General features: G+C 33.5%; 17 protein-coding genes and 1 pseudogene. 8 read left to right on the plus strand and 10 right to left on the minus strand.

Annotation, left to right across the window (positions count from 1 at the left end):
- Positions 1 to 29: 29 nt before the first annotated feature.
- Positions 30 to 1,231: pseudogene (locus ACIQ7T_RS16990) on the plus strand (macrolide family glycosyltransferase).
- A gap of 172 nt (positions 1,232 to 1,403) precedes the next feature.
- Here ACIQ7T_RS16990 and ACIQ7T_RS16995 read toward each other — a convergent pair.
- Positions 1,404 to 1,853 carry a VOC family protein gene (locus tag ACIQ7T_RS16995; RefSeq protein ID WP_402871872.1) on the minus strand — a complete coding sequence of 150 codons (450 nt, stop codon included), beginning with the start codon at positions 1,851 to 1,853 and terminating at the stop codon, positions 1,404 to 1,406.
- 285 nt (positions 1,854 to 2,138) lie between these two features.
- Between ACIQ7T_RS16995 and ACIQ7T_RS17000 the strand changes: the two genes are divergently transcribed.
- Positions 2,139 to 3,077 carry a helix-turn-helix transcriptional regulator gene (locus tag ACIQ7T_RS17000; protein ID WP_402871874.1) on the plus strand — a complete coding sequence of 313 codons (939 nt, stop codon included), beginning with the start codon at positions 2,139 to 2,141 and terminating at the stop codon, positions 3,075 to 3,077.
- Positions 3,078 to 3,303: 226 nt separating this feature from the next.
- Here ACIQ7T_RS17000 and ACIQ7T_RS17005 read toward each other — a convergent pair whose 3' ends face one another.
- Positions 3,304 to 4,188, minus strand: coding sequence for a GNAT family N-acetyltransferase (locus tag ACIQ7T_RS17005; RefSeq protein WP_370083233.1), 885 nt, complete (start codon positions 4,186 to 4,188; stop codon positions 3,304 to 3,306).
- A gap of 818 nt (positions 4,189 to 5,006) precedes the next feature.
- Between ACIQ7T_RS17005 and ACIQ7T_RS17010 the strand changes: the two genes are divergently transcribed.
- From ACIQ7T_RS17010 to catA, 3 genes are all read left to right on the plus strand, one after another.
- The gene (locus tag ACIQ7T_RS17010; protein WP_402871877.1) at positions 5,007 to 5,726 is read left to right on the plus strand and encodes an AraC family transcriptional regulator; all 720 of its coding nucleotides are present in this window, start codon (positions 5,007 to 5,009) and stop codon (positions 5,724 to 5,726) included.
- A gap of 210 nt (positions 5,727 to 5,936) precedes the next feature.
- On the plus strand, positions 5,937 to 6,458 hold the full coding sequence (locus tag ACIQ7T_RS17015) for a GrpB family protein (RefSeq protein WP_370083231.1): 522 nt from the start codon (positions 5,937 to 5,939) through the stop codon (positions 6,456 to 6,458).
- 189 nt (positions 6,459 to 6,647) lie between these two features.
- A complete protein-coding gene (gene catA / locus ACIQ7T_RS17020) occupies positions 6,648 to 7,301 on the plus strand; it encodes a type A chloramphenicol O-acetyltransferase (protein ID WP_402871880.1) in 654 nt (217 codons plus the stop codon).
- Between the two features lie 112 nt (positions 7,302 to 7,413).
- Here catA and ACIQ7T_RS17025 read toward each other — a convergent pair whose 3' ends face one another.
- A complete protein-coding gene (locus ACIQ7T_RS17025; protein WP_402871882.1) occupies positions 7,414 to 8,508 on the minus strand; it encodes a DUF418 domain-containing protein in 1,095 nt (364 codons plus the stop codon).
- Positions 8,509 to 8,917: 409 nt separating this feature from the next.
- Here ACIQ7T_RS17025 and ACIQ7T_RS17030 point away from each other — a divergent pair, with 409 nt between their 5' ends.
- Positions 8,918 to 9,655 carry a helix-turn-helix domain-containing protein gene (locus ACIQ7T_RS17030; RefSeq protein WP_370083225.1) on the plus strand — a complete coding sequence of 246 codons (738 nt, stop codon included), beginning with the start codon at positions 8,918 to 8,920 and terminating at the stop codon, positions 9,653 to 9,655.
- A gap of 383 nt (positions 9,656 to 10,038) precedes the next feature.
- On the opposite strand, the gene ACIQ7T_RS17035 is transcribed toward ACIQ7T_RS17030, so the two are convergent.
- The 6 genes from ACIQ7T_RS17035 to ACIQ7T_RS17060 all read right to left on the minus strand — a co-directional run bounded on the left by ACIQ7T_RS17035 (position 10,039) and on the right by ACIQ7T_RS17060 (position 15,541).
- Positions 10,039 to 10,761, minus strand: coding sequence for an SDR family NAD(P)-dependent oxidoreductase (locus ACIQ7T_RS17035; RefSeq protein ID WP_370083223.1), 723 nt, complete (start codon positions 10,759 to 10,761; stop codon positions 10,039 to 10,041).
- Between the two features lie 121 nt (positions 10,762 to 10,882).
- Positions 10,883 to 11,611, minus strand: a complete 729-nt coding sequence (locus ACIQ7T_RS17040) for a DUF2087 domain-containing protein (RefSeq protein ID WP_402871887.1) — start codon at positions 11,609 to 11,611, stop codon at positions 10,883 to 10,885.
- A 183-nt stretch (positions 11,612 to 11,794) separates the two neighbouring features.
- On the minus strand, positions 11,795 to 12,616 hold the full coding sequence (locus ACIQ7T_RS17045) for a MetQ/NlpA family ABC transporter substrate-binding protein (RefSeq protein ID WP_370083219.1): 822 nt from the start codon (positions 12,614 to 12,616) through the stop codon (positions 11,795 to 11,797).
- Between the two features lie 16 nt (positions 12,617 to 12,632).
- On the minus strand, positions 12,633 to 13,286 hold the full coding sequence (locus ACIQ7T_RS17050; protein WP_370083217.1) for a methionine ABC transporter permease: 654 nt from the start codon (positions 13,284 to 13,286) through the stop codon (positions 12,633 to 12,635).
- A complete protein-coding gene (locus ACIQ7T_RS17055) occupies positions 13,283 to 14,308 on the minus strand; it encodes a methionine ABC transporter ATP-binding protein (RefSeq protein ID WP_402871891.1) in 1,026 nt (341 codons plus the stop codon). Before ACIQ7T_RS17055 ends, ACIQ7T_RS17050 begins: the two co-directional genes overlap by 4 nt.
- A gap of 54 nt (positions 14,309 to 14,362) precedes the next feature.
- Positions 14,363 to 15,541: a M20 metallopeptidase family protein gene (locus ACIQ7T_RS17060; RefSeq protein ID WP_402871893.1), complete on the minus strand. Its 1,179-nt coding sequence runs from the start codon at positions 15,539 to 15,541 to the stop codon at positions 14,363 to 14,365.
- A 489-nt stretch (positions 15,542 to 16,030) separates the two neighbouring features.
- Here ACIQ7T_RS17060 and ACIQ7T_RS17065 point away from each other — a divergent pair, with 489 nt between their 5' ends.
- The gene (locus ACIQ7T_RS17065) at positions 16,031 to 16,495 is read left to right on the plus strand and encodes an aminoacyl-tRNA deacylase (protein WP_370083211.1); all 465 of its coding nucleotides are present in this window, start codon (positions 16,031 to 16,033) and stop codon (positions 16,493 to 16,495) included.
- A 346-nt stretch (positions 16,496 to 16,841) separates the two neighbouring features.
- Here the strand turns inward: ACIQ7T_RS17065 and ACIQ7T_RS17070 are convergent, their stop codons facing one another.
- Positions 16,842 to 18,038, minus strand: coding sequence for an FAD-dependent monooxygenase (locus ACIQ7T_RS17070; protein WP_402871899.1), 1,197 nt, complete (start codon positions 18,036 to 18,038; stop codon positions 16,842 to 16,844).
- A gap of 705 nt (positions 18,039 to 18,743) precedes the next feature.
- On the opposite strand from ACIQ7T_RS17070, the gene ACIQ7T_RS17075 reads away from it, so the two are divergent.
- Positions 18,744 to 20,036: a S41 family peptidase gene (locus ACIQ7T_RS17075; protein ID WP_370083209.1), complete on the plus strand. Its 1,293-nt coding sequence runs from the start codon at positions 18,744 to 18,746 to the stop codon at positions 20,034 to 20,036.
- Positions 20,037 to 20,317: the final 281 nt, after the last annotated feature.

Below are 20,317 nucleotides of genomic sequence, written 5' to 3' on the forward strand. Positions count from 1 at the left end.
AAAATATCTTTACCGAAGGAGTGGTAGACTTGGCACGTGTTTTATTTATTAATGGTGGATCAGAAGGACATATCAATCCAACTATTGGTGTTGTACAGGAGCTAATTACGCGCGGAGAAGAGGTTGTATTCTTACGATAGAAGCTTTTCGGGAGCGAATTGAGAAGACAGGAGCGACTGTGCGCACCTTTGACGGTCAAAAATTTATAAAAGCCTTTATTTCAGGTGGAAGAAATCATTTGCTCGAAAGGGTCAATGGACTTTTACTTACTGCAGATATCGTCATACCTAGTGTTCTTGAACAGATTAAAGGAGAACATTTTGATTACATCATCCACGATTCTATGTTTGGTTGTGGTCATCTAATTGCCAAAATCCTGAAGCTTCCGGCAATTAATTCATGTACATCTTTTGCTGAGACTCAACAATCATTTGATAAAACTTTAGAACATCTTTCAAAAAATGTCCCAACCGAAGTTTTAAAAAAGATCAATGATGATTTTCAACAACTGACAACAAAAATTAAAGAAAAATATGAAGTTGAAATCAATTCTCCATTTGAAGTTTTTTGTAATCCCGCACCACTGACAATCGTTTATACAACGAGGGAATTTCAACCTTTTGGAGAAGCATTTGACCAAACCTATAAATTTGTAGGTCCTTCCATCTCTTCACGATTAACGCAGGAAGACTTCGACCTTACTGCCATCAAAGGGAAAAAAACCATTTATATTTCACTCGGTACTGTCTTAAATCAAGCCATCAATTTCTATAAGCTGTGTTTTAAGGCATTTGGGAATACTGAGCATACTGTTGTCATGTCTATTGGTGGGCAAACCCAACTTGGTGATTTAGGAGAGATTCCTGAAAACTTCATTGTGAAAAATTATGTTCCACAATCCGAATTGCTAAAACACACTAAATTATTTATCACACATGGTGGAATGAACAGCACAAATGAAGCTCTCTATAACGGGGTTCCGCTAATCGTAATTCCACTAAGTGCGGATCAACCGATAATTGCAGAGCAAGTTACCAACATCGGAGCAGGTATTCAATTACAAATGCAAACCTTGATGGCAAGTCAATTAAATGAAGCTGCCGATCATGTGTTAAACAACCCTTCCATCCATAAAGCTGTTGCAAATATTAAAGAATCCTTCCAAAAATCAGGTGGGTATAACAAAGCTGTTGATGAGATTTTCAATTTTAAAAGTCAATTCGGTATTTAAAAGCTGCCATTGTTGGTGGCTTTTTTTGGTACTGTATCTTCGACTTTATTGAAATATGGAGTGGGACTTTATAAAAAAATATTTTTACGTAGATCAAAAAAGCTGGGTAAACATCCCCAGCTTTTCTGTACATATTTAGTTAAAAGAGCAGCGACAAACAATATATCCTTTGTTAATGTAATCTATCATCAAACATTAATTGTATTTGAATACCAAAAGGATCTTCAATAATACCGTATGCTTTGCTAAAAACATTATTTGATAACGGAACAATAATTCTAACTCTCTTATCTGTCGTTGAGCTTTTGTAAAAATGTTCGATTTCTTCTAAATCCGCACTTTGAATACACAATGAGGTGTTATTCCCTACTACATATTTTTCAGTGACATCCATTGTATCTTCTGCCAGCATTACCTTTGTTTTACCGATTGCTAAAACGGAGTGCGTAATAAAGTGTTTATTCTCTTCAGTAAGCTGCAGAGAGCTGTCACGTCTTGCCATATCTTCATAAGTAACGAGTAACAATTCCTCTGCGTTAAAATGTTTTTTGTAAAAATCAACCGCTTCTTTTGCTTTTCCTTTCATGGATAAGAAAATAGCTACTTCTAGTGTTGTACTCATGGTATCAATCTCCCTTAATAAAATGATTGTAGGTAGATATCTTATCAATTGATATTACCTTGACCTTATTTTAAGATGTAAAGGTATCAAAACATGACACCTTTATCTTCATTCAGAAGAACCTCCACATCTGAAGGTGGTGGGATGTGGTTCCTTTTCACCCACGCACTAAATGAAGATAAAGCCTCCGGCGGATGTCACGGATTTTGAAAGGAATGAATTGTGCAGGCACAATTCAAAATCCGGACGCACTTACGCCAAGGCGAAATTGATAAGGAGATTTCTATGAAAAAATCAGAAAGATTAAATGACATGATAAGATACTTAAACAGTCGAGAGTACTTTAATTTAAATGATTTAATGGCTAAATACAATATTTCTAAAAGTACGGCTCTACGTGATATTAGTTCATTAGAACAATTAGGTATGCCTATTTTTTCGGAGCACGGCAGATACGGACGTTATGGTATCTTAAAAAATAGATTATTATCCCCTATTATTTTTACGATTGATGAAGTGTATGCTCTGTACTTTGCCATGCTAACGTTAGAATCTTATCAATCAACACCATTTCATTTAAGTGTTCATAAACTAAATGAGAAGTTTGAAAACTGTCTGTCTAACAATCAAATACTGCAGATTCACAAAATGAAAAAAGTCTTGCAGTTTGAAGTAAATCAACATAAAAATGTTAGTCGTTTTTTAGATAAAATTTTAAGGAGTATTCTTAATGAAAGCACCTGTAAGATTCAATATTTAAAAAATGACGAGCAAAAAAGCTACCATGTTCAATTTTTCAAAATTTCTGCTAGGTTTGGTCAATGGTATGCCACTGGAATAGAGTTCAATACACATAAATATAGAGTTTTTAGATGTGATAGAATAATCTTTATTGAAGAACAGGATATCGCCTCTCACTTTTCTATAGATGAACTTAATAGTCGTTCATTAGAAATGTATCAATCCGAGAAAAGGATTGGCTTTGAAGTAGAGATTTTAGCACAAGCAAAGGATATTTTTTATAAAGAACATTATCCTTCTATGAAAATAGAAATTAGTACTAAAACTGTCGTGAAGGGATTTTTTAATCCTGGAGAAGAGGAATTTATCGCCAACTATTTTATGAGATATGGTCATTATGTTATAGCAGTGAAACCTGAATCATTGAAACAAATTATCCAAGAAAAAATAGAGAACCTCTTCAATCATTATCAAAAATTATAAATCACATAGTTAGGCGTTGACTCAATTTTACGGAATAAATGATTTTGCTCTTCCGCTTCTAAAAAAAAACTATAGACGTATTCCAGAAAAGATAAGGAGAAAACCGAAATCGGTTTTCTCCTATTTTTCATTTAAAAACCGGCTATCAATCATTTAACTCTGTAAATGGTGCCGATGGTTTAGCAATACTTTTAAATTCTTAAAAGTTACTGATTTTCCCTTGCAATTAACAATGTGATGTTAACGGGAACATAAAGTTATCCTCTAGTAATGACTTTTTCGTTAAGACGAATAAAGCATCATCATCATTTGGCATAATTGTCGCTGTCATGCCCTCGATTGTAAAATCAGGTGTGAAATAAAATACCACTTTTTTCGTTGTTTTCTTCACAATGCTTGCTAATACAGCTTCAACATTTGGTGCATTTAACGAAATGATATCGTAAATATGCAGCGTATCTTCTTCTTCATTCATTAGCACAATCGTTTCTAAATCTTCTACATAGAAAATGGCTTCATGAAATACTAATGTGAAATAAAACATTAATAAACTTTCATTATGCTCAACATCTAAAATAGTTGAGTTAACATGGCGATTTTTCGCAAACTTTTCAAGTAATGCAAGATCATTTTCAATAGTAAGCTGTTTTACTTTCGCATCCATCTTCATTTGAAGTGAGCTATTTGCAAGGTCTAAGCTAAACTCACTTTCATTTAGACGTGTAAAGCCAAACTTCGGGTAAAAATCCAATACAGTATCATTCGCAAAAAGATACATGAAATCATAAGTATTTTCGTATTCTTTCATAATGTACTGCATTAATTGCTTAGCTAAACCTTTATTGCGATAATTTTCATCAGTCATTACTGTACCAATTTGAATCCCTTTGTACATTTTACCATCTATAATTATTGACATTTTATTAACTGAAGCATTTGAAATAACCTTACCTTCATCAACAAATGAATACGGTATATATTTATCATTCCAATACCCTCGGTTGTACCAGCCTCGAAAATCTAATTCGAATGTTTTCATTGCTAAGGCATTAAAACTCTCCTTCAAGCTTTCATTATTACGATAATCACTTACTAATTCATATTTTCCCATTTAAATTCCCTCCAATTTTTGTTTCAATCACTTTGGTACATTACATGTATTATGGGAATTATCACCTCCTAAAAACAGAAAAAGACTTTATGAGAATAATAAACTCATAAAGTCTTTTTATACGCAAAAAAATAAAGTTAACCAAACTAAAGCTAGTGCTTGCCTTTAGTTGGATTACATAAATTTATTGATCTGCTTATATAGATTAGACATTATATTGCTTCTCTTAGTTATCGCACAAGGGCATCACAAATAGACCTATAATTAAATTATAGAACAGCCCTTCTATTAAATTCATTGGAATTTAAATTGCGATAATAAGTTTTAGCATAAAAGTCTAATCTCCCTTCTGTTTTTAAGAATAAAGATATACTATCACCATTTTGGATTTTTATCTACCTTTTATTTCATAAATTTTCCTATTTGTGTCCGTACTCTATGAAGAACGCCTTATACTGAAGTACTTTAATATAAATCATCCTTATCTCACCTGCATTAACTTACCCTCATCAATGGACTGAATAACAATAGGTTTGGAGGTACGTTAATGATAGATGGTAGGAAAAAAGGAAATAAAACAAAAGAGGTATTACTGAATGCTACAATATCTTTAATAGCAGAAAAAGGTTTTTCAATCAAGACCTAGAAAGAACACCGTTTGATTGATTTGAGCTATTAGTAAACGATTTTTACACAACGAATATCAAAACCCCTTTTAATTCTTCACTATTGGAGTTAGTCCTAATGCCTTCCGTTTGTGTCCTGAACCATTGCAAACATATGTAAAACTCACTATGAATGAAGCGAGGGGTTATTATATGGACATTTCAAAAAAATTAAGAATTGAAGATTTACAAAAGCATGTGGATGAACATTTTGATCACGAAGTATTGAACATTTTAAATGGACAACATATGTACGAAGAATTCAGTTCTCAACATTTGATCGGAAAAAGCGCTTACGCACCATTTAACGAAGCGATGTGTGTACATGACACCGTTAAAACCATTTTTAGTGACTCATTCAAACAGGTTCGAGCGACAGGACATGAAGTTTCATTAGCAGAATATGAAGCCATTACAGTTGCACCTCTTGAAAAGACCTTATTTTCAAAAGAATATCAATGTATCGTTCTTTGGTTTGGTGAAGATATGTTTTGTCAGATGAATTTAATAACCGTGTTAGCGTATTTAGAGCAAATATCATTTAAAGGAACGATTTACTATCATGCGGTAAGAGAGCAAACATATGATGTGAAAGAAACGGAAATAACACTAGGTAACTATAATGATATATACCAAGCAGTATTATTGGAACACCGGATGCCAGATGTAGATTTGATACCTGTTATGTATCAAGGAATCAAATTGTATTTAGAACTGTTGCAAATTGATAACGAAATCACAAAATATATTCAAACGAATCAACATCTATCTCACCATGAAATCGTACGAAACTTGCTGCATCTTTTCCCTCAATATGGTTTAGGGGATTCTCAATATTTAGAATTAATTAAAGCAACTCAAAATAAAGATTGAGCGTTGCTTACCTCCCTCCCCTTTAGAATGGATGAAGAGTTGCAACAAAACTCTTCATCGCCATGAAAAAACGAATCACCTGCTTTGTAGAGAAAATAAAAATATCCTTTATTTTCAAACAACATCTTTGACAACGCATTAGATTTTTTATAATCTGTAATAATACATAAAATTTGTAAAGTAACATAAAAACAAGAATGAGGTGTATTAATGAGGATTATAGAAGTTGTAGATTTTAACCACAATTGGAGCAGCGACTATCAGAAAGAGGAACGTTCTGTTAGGGCTATCCTTCAAGAAGAATTGGTGAATAGTTTTCATATTGGAAGCACATCAGTTCCAGGTCTAAAAGCAAAACCCATTATTGATATTTTACTAGTAGTCAATGATATTCATAAATTGGATTCATTTTCTGAACAATTTCAAGAGATTGGATACGAAGTTATGGGGGAATTCGGGATAACTGGAAGAAGATATTTCCGTAAAGGTGGCGATCATCGCACACATCAAATTCATGCTTTTCAATATAGCAACATTAAAGAAATAGAAAGACATTTAGCATTTAGAGATTACCTTCGAGTGCATCCCGAAGTTTGCAGGCAGTATGGAGAAATAAAGAGCCAACTTGCCATGCAGCATCCAAATGATATTGATTGCTATTGCGACGGGAAAGACGATTTTGTTAAAAACGTTGAAAAAGATGCTATTAAATGGCATTGGACTGTCCGTTAATATAAATTTTCAATTAGTGGCTGTCCTTGAAAGCCATCTTTACTATATTATAAGAATATAGTATGAGAGTAACAAAAAAGTGGATATAATTTTTTATCAGACAATATCATATACGAGGGTGAAATCTATGAAAAAAGCAGTGCAAATAGCCTCCTAAATAAAATTAATAAATTTAGGAGGCAAAAAAAAATGATTTTCAACAAAATTGATCGAAAGAGCTGGCATCGACAAGAGTATTTTGAGCATTATATTACCCAACAAACAACATTTAGTATGACTTCAGAAATAGATATTAGCATTCTGTATAAAAACATAAAAGATAATAATCTTAAGTTTTATCCAACATTCATATATATGGTAACAAAAGCTATCAATACCAATATTGCATTTAGAACGTGTTTTAATAGCCAAGGAGAATTAGGGTATTGGGAAAAATTAAATCCAAGTTACACGATTTTTAATGAGGAATCAGAGACATTTTCGAGCATTTGGACAGAAACATCGGATAATTTTAAACAGTTCCATCAGAATTACGAAAGTGATTTAAAGAAATATAACGGTAAGATCCGTTTATTTCCGAAATCCCCTATTCTAGAAAATATTTTTCACATATCAATGATTCCATGGTGTTCATTTACTGGTTTTAATCTCAACATTAATAATGGAGGTAATTACCTTTTACCGATTATCACTGCAGGTAAATTTTCGCAGAAGGAAAATGCTATTTATCTTCCTGTTTCTTTACAAATGCACCACGCTGTTTGTGATGGCTATCATGCAGGCTTATTCATGAATTACCTTCAGAGTTTTGCCGATGAATCGTACGATTGGTTATTAGATTGAATATTTCCCGCTAAACCCTTCTTCTTTTGTATAAAAGCGTTCCTGCTTGTTACAGGAACGCGCTTTTATACTATCCTCATATTTAACAAAAACTATTTCTTCTACCAAAATATTATTTTGTTATTTTTCTCATAACCCATTCAATGGGTCCCCTTTTAAATTTTCTGCTCCATAAAACAGAAAATAAAATACTCGCTACGAAAAACAATAATGTAAATACGAATGAAAATGCTAACGTTTGGTTTTCTAATCTATTTAATAAAGTTAATATGCCGACACCGATAAATACATGACTTACATAGTGAGTTAATGTTAACTGTCCTGTTTTAATAAGTGATTTGGTCAACCAATGACTAGAAAAATTTTCTACAATATAAATAGAGGCAACGATGACAATTATCGCTGAAGCGGAATTTGATAACATATATAATATGTTTGGTGGAATTGGTCCAGTTTGAAACAAGAATTCGGCACTTTTACCATCTAATACTGACAGAGATAGTTGCATCAATATTTTTGAAAGTACCTCTATTGTTATGAGTAGAATTATAGAAATAAACAACATTTTGTTTCTTACAGCTTTCTTCGATAAATCAAGTCTGCCAAGGATCATTCCAAGTAAAAAGAAACAAATCCAAGGGAATACTGGATGATACCCATTAAACAAAAGATTTCTTAGAAAACCTTCAATCGTCCAAAAATCAAGATATTCCATAAATGGTTGATCTGGATGCCATCCTTTCAAATAATTCATTGTTACTTGTAAGACTTGCGTGGTGATTAAAAAAAGACTAGATATGATGATCATGAACTTTGTAGAAGCTACGATAAGAAAGGATGCAATCAGCATATAAACGCCATAATAATGAAGGATATCCCCAGTCCAATCTGCAATATATAAAAGTAAACCTAGAATAAAAAGAAAAGCGGAACGTTTCCATAATTTCACCTTATTTTCTTTAATTGTAGAAAGGTCACCGCCATTTCTAGCTTTTCTTGTCATCAAAGCAACTCCGATACCTGCCAGCGTAACAAAAGTAGCAGACGCTCTTCCTTCGAAAAGTCCAGTAAACCAAATAAGCCAATCCGACCCTCTCCCTGCCGCTCCCATAATAATTTTAAAGTTAACTATCAGCATTCCAAACATAGCCAAGGCTCTAGCGAAATCTAACCCTTCAATACGTTTAGTTTGTAACTGTTTGATCATAAATGTTCCTCCTTAAGTACACGATTGGGATATCTTTTTATAGATATTGCAGACTTTTTATATCTACTAAAATATTGATGAAACCATTATTTATCAGAAACCTATGCATTTTTTTTGCGCTCTACTTAATACATCATCACTATAAACTATAGGGTTGACCTAATGTCAAACAAACTTTTTTGTGTACACCTCTCAATTCATTTGCCCAATTATCCATTGGTAGAATGATGCTAAAACCCACACCGAGCAAATCCTTTTGCTTTATCACATGGGATTTATACCTGCATATTCTTATATCCCATCCATTTCTTTGATTATCAGTGATAACTGTTTAAGGCTTTATCTTAGGTTTATCGTTTGACATTAGGCTAGCCCTAGAGTTTATATTTATCTAGAGAAGAGGGATATTATGGATGAAACAATTACAATAAATCAATTAGCTAAAATATTTGATATCAGTCATCATCAAATACGATATTACGAAGAAAAAGGGCTCTTATTTCCATCCTACACAGATAATAATAGATATCGAAAATATTCTCTTAAGGAAATTTATCAACTTGCTCAAATATTAATGTTGAGAAACTTAAATCTTTCAATCGCACAAATTAAAGAGGTTTTAACTTCGTATGAAAAAAATGATTATTTGAGTTTATTAAGAGAAAAATCAAAAGAACTTTCAGACGAAATAAACAAATTACAAAAGATTAAAAAGGCAATTGATCACCATTATGTAACTATTACAAACAAAAAAGTAAATTCCACAAAATACTTAAAAGAAAGTCATTTAGAAAAAATAATCACTTTAAAAACGAATGAAACTTTATCAGCCAAAGATTTTTTAACATTACAATTATCAACGCAATTTTTTTATAATGATGTTATTTATGTTTTTGAAGAAGATGAATATCATATGTGTATAAAAACAGAACATAAGGCTGATTTCCTCATGATTGAAGGTAAATATAATTCTATATTTATTTTAGGTGCAAATGATGATGAAATTGAGAAGCAAATATTATCCATTATCGACAAGAAAAATATCCCTATCTATGTAAGAGAGCTCTCAAGCGGCATTTTTACTAATAGTAATATTCTTGAATTAGAAATTCTAATTCAAGAGAAAAGCGATAAAAATGAAAGCTAATCGTGATCATTTATTGCTGAAAGAAGTAAAATTTATTAGAATATAAACCAATGCTAGAGAATGTTATATTTCATTCCGAATATAGAAGCAAATTATTGCAGTAGGCAAAGAATTTTGCTCGAACTCATTTACAATCAAATGAGTTGCGTTTGCACGTCGTAAGTAGTAATCCTCGTACTAAACAACATTACGAGCTCCTATCATTCAAGACTCAATCAGAACAGAAGAACTCCGTGCTGCAACTTTTATTCAATAAATCGAAATGGGATTATAAATTATATTGATATGTAAAACTCAAAGAAAATAATTGTGAAATAGATACCATTTTAAAAAGCTCACATGTTGAACAGAATCGTTCAACATGCGAGCCTTTTTTTACTGAATTATACATTTATATCTGTAATAGCAGGAATATTTATTTCCTTCACACATGAAACTGGTGATAAATTAATCACACATTGGACAATGGCTACAATATCTTGTACAGGAATACGTGTCCCTTCATACAACTTAATTGCCTTTTCAGCCCCTTCTTCAAAAGGTACTTCAGCAGCAAGTTCTCCTGGATTAATACACGTTACAGTGATCTTATCTTTTCTCACATGCTCGCGTAAAGCATTTGTAATGCCTCGTAAGCCAAACTTAGATGTCACAAACGAAACTTGCGCATTATTCGTATGATCTAAACCTGCTGTCGATCCTATCAAAATCACTTTTCCATTTTCCGCCTGTCTTAAATTAGGTAATAGCGCCTGAATATATGTAATTGTGGAAGTTAAATTAATATTAATTAAGTTTGCAATATCCCCAATTTCATCGTTATCAAACGTATAATCATATTCAAAACCGCGCTTTTCCCATACTCCAACATTGTAAATTAATACATCAATAGCAACGCCTTTTAAAGCTTCTTTTAAAGCAGGAATATGTTGTTGACTAGATAAATCAATAGTCAGCCATTTACGATTTACGCCATCATTTATATCTAAACTACTTGGTCGTGTGCGTGACACCACCCATACTGTATCCCCTTTTGTTGGTAAACCCTTTACAAATGCATCACCTAATCCTTGGCTTGCTCCAAATATAATAAAGTTCTTACTCATCCAATCACCCTTTCTATATGACTACAACGTAAGTATAGTTAATATAAAAATTAGTAACAACTAATGTTATTTATAGAAATATTTAGGTACTTAAAATTCCCTATGCTTATTCATTTTAAACTTATTTCACCCAATACGTAGTGCAATCATCACTTCGATCTAGGAAACCATATTCAATTAAGTATCTTCTTATTGATACATAATCACTATAAATAGGCTTTAATATCTCATTTACTTCCTTTTCATTATATTTACGCCCTACCTCAAACTTCGTTGTAATGTGTTGCAGTAAAATTATCTTTCGTTTTTCCTTACTTGGGAAACTTTCAATAGGACCTTCTAAGCCATTTTTAAAATACGTCGCTAGTACTTTTTCTTTCTCATCTACTGTAATCGCATAACGTTCATCCACCTGTGTCGCCCCCTTATGAATTGGTTCGTATACTTTTGTTGTTTCTAAAGCCTGCATGATTGCCAGAAAAACTTTTGCTTGTTTTTCTTTTTCTTTCAATTTAAATCGATGCTGTCGAATTGTTGAAATGCTATTTGCAGAAGTGCTATTAATAATGTCTTTATCTGGCGCCCCTGTTGCAAATAGCTTCAGCAATTCGGTTTGGATATCAGATAACCCTGTATACTTCTTATCTAATTGAAGTAGCGCTTCGAACACAGAGATATGTTCATTCTCAATATGGTGTTGTATAGCTTTTCTAGCCGTAAAAAATCGATTATCTATTTGGAATACTTCTTCGGCATCAAATATTTCATTACAAAATATACATTCATATGTATCACCTGTGTTTACATATCCCCTCGATAATTCCTCTATTGTCAAATCACTTTTACTCATAAACAAAACCCCTCTGTGTTTACTATTTAATAAACAATATACGGTAAATTCATCAATGTGTAAACAAACTTTAATTTTGTTTATCTAAAAACAAAAAAGAAGAATCCATTTTGACCATAATCAATCAAAATAGATTCCTCTTAGTAGATAAATCATTTATAGCATAAAGATTTACCCCTAGCATTAATCATTTTTAGGAATGAACCAATAGTTATCTTTGTTATTTTCATCCATGTATTTTTTTAACTCAGGAGAATTATAGGCTTCTTTTACTGCTTTTGCCCATTCGCTATCTTTATTTTTTTCATTTACTACGGCTACTAATTCGTAATTTTTCACAACATCTTCTTGCAATATGGCATTTTTCGCATCAATTCCTGAAGAATATACGATACTTCCTGGGATTACACCAAAATCCAAGTCTTCTAATGTACGTGGAATTTGAGCCGATTCCATTTCTTTAATTTCCAACTCGTATTTATTTTCAACGATATCTTGTGCTGTTGCTTGAATAGGATCTACGCCCTCTTTAATTTTTATCCAACCTGCTTTTTGTAAAATTGCATAGGCACGAGCTGCATTTGATGGATCTTGTGGAATGCCAATTACGTCGCCCTTTTTAACGTCATCTAATGATTTCTTTTTACCAGGAAATAAAGCCGCTGGCACTGTTGGAACAGCTGTTAACGCAACAAGAGATGAGCCACTTTCCTTATTGAAGTTGTTCATATATGCTGTATGTTGGTCCACGTTTAAATCTATGCCACCATCAGCTAATGCAACATCTGCTTGTCGTAAATCTGTAAATTCTGTGTCTTCTACTTTAAATCCTTTATCTTCAAGAATTGGCTTAATGGCTTTTAAAAATAATTCACTATAAGGTCCAGGTGACGTGCCGACTTTAATTGTTTTCTTGTCATCTGATGAGCTCGAGTCCGAATTTCCACAAGCCACCAATAAAACAGCAAGCGATAATAATAGAAATGCTGAAATATACTTTTTCATTATAAAGACCCCTTTTTTATTGATGTCTAATTTTTTTAGCTAAATAACTGCCGAGTGATTGGATAAGTTGCACAATAATAATTAAAATAACGACCGTTAAAATAATGACAAATGTATTAAAACGTTGATAACCATATGATATGGCTAAATTCCCTATACCACCGCCCCCAACCGTACCAGCCATCGCAGTTGCGCCAATCAAGCCAATCGTTGCGGTTGTTAGCGTTAATATAATAGAAGCAAGTGCTTCAGGAATTAAAAAATGTCGTACAATTTGTAATGGCTTTGCGCCTAATGATTTTGCTAATTCGATAATTCCCGGATTCACTTCTAATAGAGATGTCTCCACTAATCGTGCAATAAATGGAGCAATATAAATAATGAGCGGAACTATCGCCGCCTCCGTACCATATGTTTTCCCAACAATTAAGCGTGTGAACGGTACGATGGCTACAAGCAAAATAATAAACGGTAATGAACGAATAATATTAATCATTGAATTTAAGATGAAATAAACAATTTTATTTTCTTTAATGCCATTTGGCCTTGTCAGTACTAAAAATAGTGCAAGGGGTAACCCTAATAACGTTCCGATTAATAGCGATACAGAAACCATATAAAGGGTTTCGGTCATGGCTTGCCAAATAATATCAGGGGAAATCCGATTCATATTTTCACATCCTCTACGATGACATTAAATTCTTTAATAAATGCTTTAATTTCTTGAATGATTGGCTCATTTGCAGAAAAAGCGATCGTAAAGATGCCTAAAGTAGTTCCCTCAAGTTCCGTAACATTGGCTAAGACAATATTGCTTTCTACATGATTGAAACGTTTATTTAGTTGATATAATAACGAACTAGCCGTATTTTCTCCTAAAAACTTTAGTCGTAATAACGTATACGTTTGTTGATTTTTTTGATAAAAATCCAGTAGATCTTGTGGAATTTTATTCGGAATAACCGTTTCTACAAAATCTTTAGTAGTCGGTTGGCTCGGCTGACCGAACACTTGAATAACATTTCCAGTCTCAACTAATTGACCATTTTCCATCACAGCTACTTTATTACATAGGTCGCGAATAACTTCCATCTCATGTGTAATTAATAGAATGGTTATATTAAACTGTTCATTGACACGTTTTAACAATGCTAAAATTGATTTCGTCGTTTTAGGATCGAGTGCAGAGGTTGCCTCATCGCATAATAAAATTTCAGGATTTGTGACCAGTGCACGCGCAATTCCAACGCGTTGTTTCTGACCTCCAGAAAGTTGGTTCGGATAATTTTTATCTTTATCTTCTAGCCCAACAAATGAAAGCATTTCCTTCACTTTTCGATCGATGTCTTCTTTACTTTCATTCCGTAGCTTTAATGGCAAAGCGACATTGTCAAAAACATTTTTTGACTCGAGTAAATTAAAATGTTGAAAAATCATACTAATCTTTTTCTTATTTAAAATCTTCTCATTCGAACTTAACGCTTGAATATCCTTGCCGTCTACGATGATTTGCCCAGAAGTCGGATCTTCTAAGCCATTTACCATCCGAATTAATGTACTTTTACCCGCTCCATTATAGCCAATGATCCCGAATATATCTCCTTTCTGAACTTCAAGAGAAACATCATTTAAAGCGACTATTTTCTTTTTCTTTTGATAAAATTCTTTTACGATATGTTTAAAGACAATCAATGTATTATTCCTCCTGATAAATTTGCCACTAAGTTAATCACATATTTTCAGAGATTAATCGATCAAAAAATGACTCGCAATTTTCAGGAACACTTCCCCTGTATTAATTAGTGCTCGTTCATCAAAATCAAATTTTGGATGATGGTGAGGATATTGTGTATTTGGATCTTCATTATGGGCGCCTACATAAAAGAAATTTCCGGGTTTTTCTTGTAAATAGTAAGCAAAATCTTCCGCTCCCAACACCGGATCTTTCTGAATAAAAGCACTCTCTCCAAATTGCTCTTTAATGAATTGCTCCACACGTGCAGCTTCTTCTACTGGATTAACAAGTACCGGATAACCATGTAGGTAATCTAATTCAAACTCTATGTAATTAGTAATCTTTAACCCTTCTAAAATTGCTCGAATTTCCTTTTCAATTTGCGCACGAACATCTTTATTTAATGCACGAACGGTTCCTTCTAAAACAGCAGAGTCTGCAATAACATTGAAGGCATTTCCAGCATGAATACTTCCTACTGTAACAACTGCCGCTTCTGTTGGGTTAATACGACGACTAACAATTTGTTGTAGGTGTTGAACTAAATGAGTTGCCGCAATAATGGAATCTTTCGTTTCATGTGGTCGAGCTCCGTGTCCGCCTTTACCGAAAATTTTTATCGTAAAAGCATCAACTGAGGCCATTATTGCCCCTGAGGCAGTTGACAGCTTGCCAACAGGAAGGTCTGTCGCTAAATGTGCTCCGAACACATAATCTACATCATCCAAAACCCCATCTTCAATCATAAATTTCGCCCCACCTGGTGGCTTTTCTTCGGCTGGTTGGAAAATAAATTTAGCTGTTCCATGAATACTGTCCTTATGTTTTTGAAGAACCTTTGCCACTGCGAGTAAGGCAGCTGTATGCCCATCATGTCCACAGGCATGCATAACGCCAGGCACTGTAGATTTATATGTAACTTCTTTTTGATCCTCGATTGGTAATGCATCGAAGTCTGCTCGAAATGCAACCGTTTTTCCCGGCTCTTTACCTTGAATAATTCCGACGACACCTTTATCACCAACATTCTCTTGCACAGAGATTCCATAACTTTTTAATGTATCCACGATATAGCGAGATGTTTTTTCTTCTTGAAAAGAAAGCTCCGGGTTTTGATGTAAAAAGCGACGATTTTCTACTATCTCTTCAAATAAACCAGTCAACTCTTTTGTCAGTATTTCAATAGTCATTCCTTAACCCTCCTCCTATTAGTTCATCATTCGATATATTCGAACAATTACTACGATTTTAAACACATAAAACCAATAAGTCAACTATGTTTTATTTATTTTGTATTCATTCCTGAAATGAAACAGCCACCTAGCCTCGATTAAACATCGATGCCAGGTGGCTGCAAAAGTCTTATCCTACAGGGATAAAGTGATTAGTTGTCTTCACCTATCGGGTTTTCACCCTATAAAATCACTTTTTTATTAAGTTAATAAACTCCACCTTCCTGCTAATGTATTTTGAATAAGCATCGAATTTATGCCCTTCTCTACTCGTTCAGCTTTTCACCAAGAAGCAAAATATACTTTCTCATAAATTCTTGGATACTCGTAATATGAAGTGGATTACCTTATTTATTATTTTCCTCACATTGCTCAGTAGTAGTGGTATTAAAACTTGCATTATTGTGCTAATATTTACACAAATAAGAATATTAAAAGGAGAACTTTATGAATTCATATGAAAATAAGGTTAAAGTTTTTTTAGACTCTAATAATGTAAAAGCTGAGCACTTCGTATTTAATCAATCATGCCACTCTGTAAAGGAGGCTGCTGAAGCAGTTAATGGTTCGGAAGACGATTTTGTAAAAAATATTTGCATGATTGATTCAAATAATGAATTAATAGTTGCTATTGTAAAAGGAAACAATAGAGCTAGTACAACTCGTGTTGCCAAATCATTAAACATAGAAAAACCAAGACTTGCTAACGGAAATGAAATTATTGAACATACAGGTTTTCCACCAGGTGGAGTCCCTTCTTTTGGTTTTCAAGCAAAGTTTTTAGTTGACCCCAAAGTAACAAGTATGGATTACATATATACTGGTGGCGGTTCTGAAAACTCATTAGTTAAAATAAATGTTCAAGACTTATTAAGAATCAATCAAGGTACTATTATTAAAGTAAGTAAATAGCAATTCATAACAACCGTATAAAATGACGGTTGTTTTTGCATTGTAAGAATAACGCACTCATCTCTACTGTATTGTCGAAAAAAAAAACGCCAGAACTAAAAAAAGAACAGGTTTAACTACTTTATGAAGATAAAATAATCATATGGACAAGAATCCATTTTGAAAAAAATTGGTCAAAATGAATTTTCGTCCAGCTGAATTTTTGTTTCGGTTTTAAAACTAGTTTAATCACTTTCTACCTGTATTGCTCCATAGTTGAGCAAACAAAAAATTGTTCGGGTTTTGTATAGTTACTAGTAGTTTAGAAATTAACGGTTAGCTAAAACTCTTCTCTTAAATATCCATATCAATAATCTTTTAATTCAATCCCGTTGGCAGCTTTAACAACCATTTTTGAAATTAACTTAAACTGCATGACCAAAAGGAAAGGTACTCGTAATATTAAATTACGCAGAAAGATTTTTAAGTTTGATTTTTCAACCATGCTACCAGCAGCCATTAGCCCTATTTTTTGATTTTTCTCAACAAACTTTCTCATCTCTTGTTCGTAAGCTACAAAGGCACGGGAATAATCACCATTCGTGGCTTTAAGTTCTCCAGCTAATACATACGCTCCGACAAGTGCTAGACTAGTACCTTGCCCTGATAGGGGTGATGGGCAATATGCCGCATCACCTACCAAGGCAATTCGACCCTTTGCCCACGTTGGCATGTGAATCTGGCAAATCTCATCAAAATAAAAGTCTGGCGCTTCTTTCATGGTTTTAAGTATATGCGAAGTTTCCCAGCCCATCTGGTCTTCGAAGGCATTTTCTACAAGTTTCTTTTGAGACTCTTCATCATATCGGTCGTACTTCAATGCCTCCGATTGGAATATTAACATACCTTTTGCCTCAGTATTGTCACGGGCACTATACATACCAACAGTTTTGCCTGGCGTTGAATAAAACAATTGACGGTGGTCGAGGTTGAGGTAATTCTCCATGGTAAAAATCGAGATATAACAGCCAAGCGTACGTTTAAACTGTTCTTCGTCTCCAAAAGTCAAAGACCTCACATTAGAATGAAGCCCGTCCGCACCAATGACCAGGTCAAATGTCTGTGGATTGCTATGAATAAATTGTACTTCTGCACCAGCTTCAGTTTCATGTATAGCGGTAATCGAATCTCCCCAAATGTATTTGATGTTATCCTTGGTTAAATCATATAAAATGCTACTAAGATCGTCGCGCATGATTTCGATGTCCAGACCCTGCTGGTTCGCTAGACTTGCTTCACTTATTTTACCTTCAATCTTACCTTTGCTGTTCACAAAGTAAACACCTGTCATTTGTGTGTCAGCTGCACGGACTTGATCGAGTATCCCCATCCGCCTAAGCATCGTAATGGCTGTACCACGTATATCAACCCCGTATCCACCTGAGCGCAATGCGGGAGCACGTTCTATTACCGTCACGTCGAAGCCGTAGTGATGAAGCCAGTAAGCGAGCGCAGGGCCGGTAATACTTGCCCCAGAAATAAGGACGCGTATCGATTGGTTCATGATGATCTTTTCTCTCCTATCCAATAGTCTTAACACCTCCACAGTATATTCACCGTAACAAAAAAATAGGAATTTAAAAAGTAAAGATCCTGCATATCAAAACAAAACATTTGGACCAGACGGATGAATTCGAGCATCCTTAGTAAATCCACATTTTTTTGAGGGAACCATTAACAATTAAAAATCAACATTGAAATTTAATAGAGCCTAGTAATTAAAAATATTATTTTTGGCATCTAGTCAACAAGGAATAATAGATCCGTTGGCTAAAATTGTATAGATTGTCATTAGCTATGTTTTATTTATCTTATATCCATTTACAAAATAGAAATCAAACAGCTACCTAGCCTCGATTAAATATCGATGCCAGATGGCTGTAAAAGTCTGTCTAGTCGACAGGGATATATGTGATTTTTATTATATAATTCAAGTTCAATAGTGATTTTTAAAAAATAGCGAATAAATTTGAATTTTCAGAAATACAATGTTACTATTAATGTACTAAATTTGAAGGGATGATGAATGGACGATGAGCAAATAATTCTATTTTTATACGTAAAATGTATATGCATTTTCAAATAAAAAATAGGATTAGTCTGTCCATTTATTATACTTTTATAATGCTTACCTCTTTGTAGGCTTATTTTGTACACAATAAATTTATTTACTAATCCTTCTGAAGCTATTTTCAGAGGGATTTTTTATTTGTTTTTGCGTTTACATTCAAATTTAAAGGAATGGAATGATACGATGCACAGTAAAACACAAATCTTCGACGAAGTAATTCAAATAATGAAAACAGATTATGCGGGTTATTTGGATAAAAAGCATATTAACCGTCCCGAAAACTATCTCATTACCGAAGATATGACGGATAAAGATTTTGTTGAAACGATACAGTCCTATTTACTCGATTTTAAAGATGGACATTTATCATTTAATGCGAAAAAGGCAGTAATCCCAAATAGAGGATTTAAAGTACGACGCTATCAAAATGCTTTATATGTTACAGAGGTGACAAATGAAACTCGATTACAAATAGGTGATGCAATACTTGAGATTGACGGCTTAACGATCGAAGAATTTGAAATGCTCTATTCGAAAATTTTAGAGGATCCTGTACCAGAAAGACAATATTGGAATGTAGGATTACGACAAGCAAAACGAGTATTAGTAAATCGAGATGATGATAAATTTCTTTTACCATTAGCCACATATGAACGGTCTCCATATGTACCGAGTTACGTCTTTAAAAAGTTGGATAACAAAACAGTGTATCTAAAAATAGCGGATTTTTCACAAGCTCAACCCATTCAGGACTTATTGAACAATCATGAAAGCGAATTAAATAAGTCACATAATTTAATTATTGATGTACGAGTGAACTATGGTGGGAACGACCTTTTTTATTTCCCAATCCTCAATTATGTATTTGATAGGGAATTAAAATTTAAAAGCCTATTTCATGAAGATGAAATGATGTATACAAACTATACGGACCGAAATTGTCTTCTATGGATAAAAGAGTTGAAAGCGTATTTAACACAAGAACTAGACAGTGAAATGCAAAAATGGATTCAAGAAGAAATTACGAAGTTTGAAACAAATTACTCGAAAGGATTGGTGGCAGTTCCAGAAGAATTGGATTATACAATTCAAGGTCAGTCAAACCCTAAAAATGTCTATGTCCTTACAGATGTAACCTGTGGAAGTTCGGGTGATACATTTGTTCAAAATGTTAAGAAGTCACCAAAAGTTACCGTAGTTGGACGCCCTACAATGGGAATTATGGACTTCTTTAATGTAGTAACCGTTGATTTTGATGATTATGAATTTGTTTATAGCCTTTCAAAAATGCATGAAAACTATCATTACAATGATACAGGCGTAAAGCCACACATCTATATCCCTTGGACACCGCAACATTTACATGAAGATATGGATCTAAATTATGTTTTACGTTTATGTCATCAAAATCAAGAAAAATCACAGAAGTGAGCTTCAGGAAGCCCACTTCTTCAGAGGTGGGAGGAATGAAGTGCATTTTTCTTTTTAGAACATACGTTTATATTGTATATTGTGAATAATCAAAAAAGAAAGGGGTGACGGGTAATGACGAAAGGGAAGAAAGATTGTTTTATTATAGAACTCAAGTTACTTGTAGATACATGGCAAAAGGATATCCTATTAAAACGTTTTGAAATTGCCCGTACACTCTATAATACAACTTTGTCTTATGCAGTAAAACAATATACTTTAATGCAAGAATCAAAACACTA

The organism is Lysinibacillus sp. NPDC096212, assembly GCF_044763105.1.
In the GTDB taxonomy this organism is placed as follows: domain Bacteria; phylum Bacillota; class Bacilli; order Bacillales_A; family Planococcaceae; genus Lysinibacillus.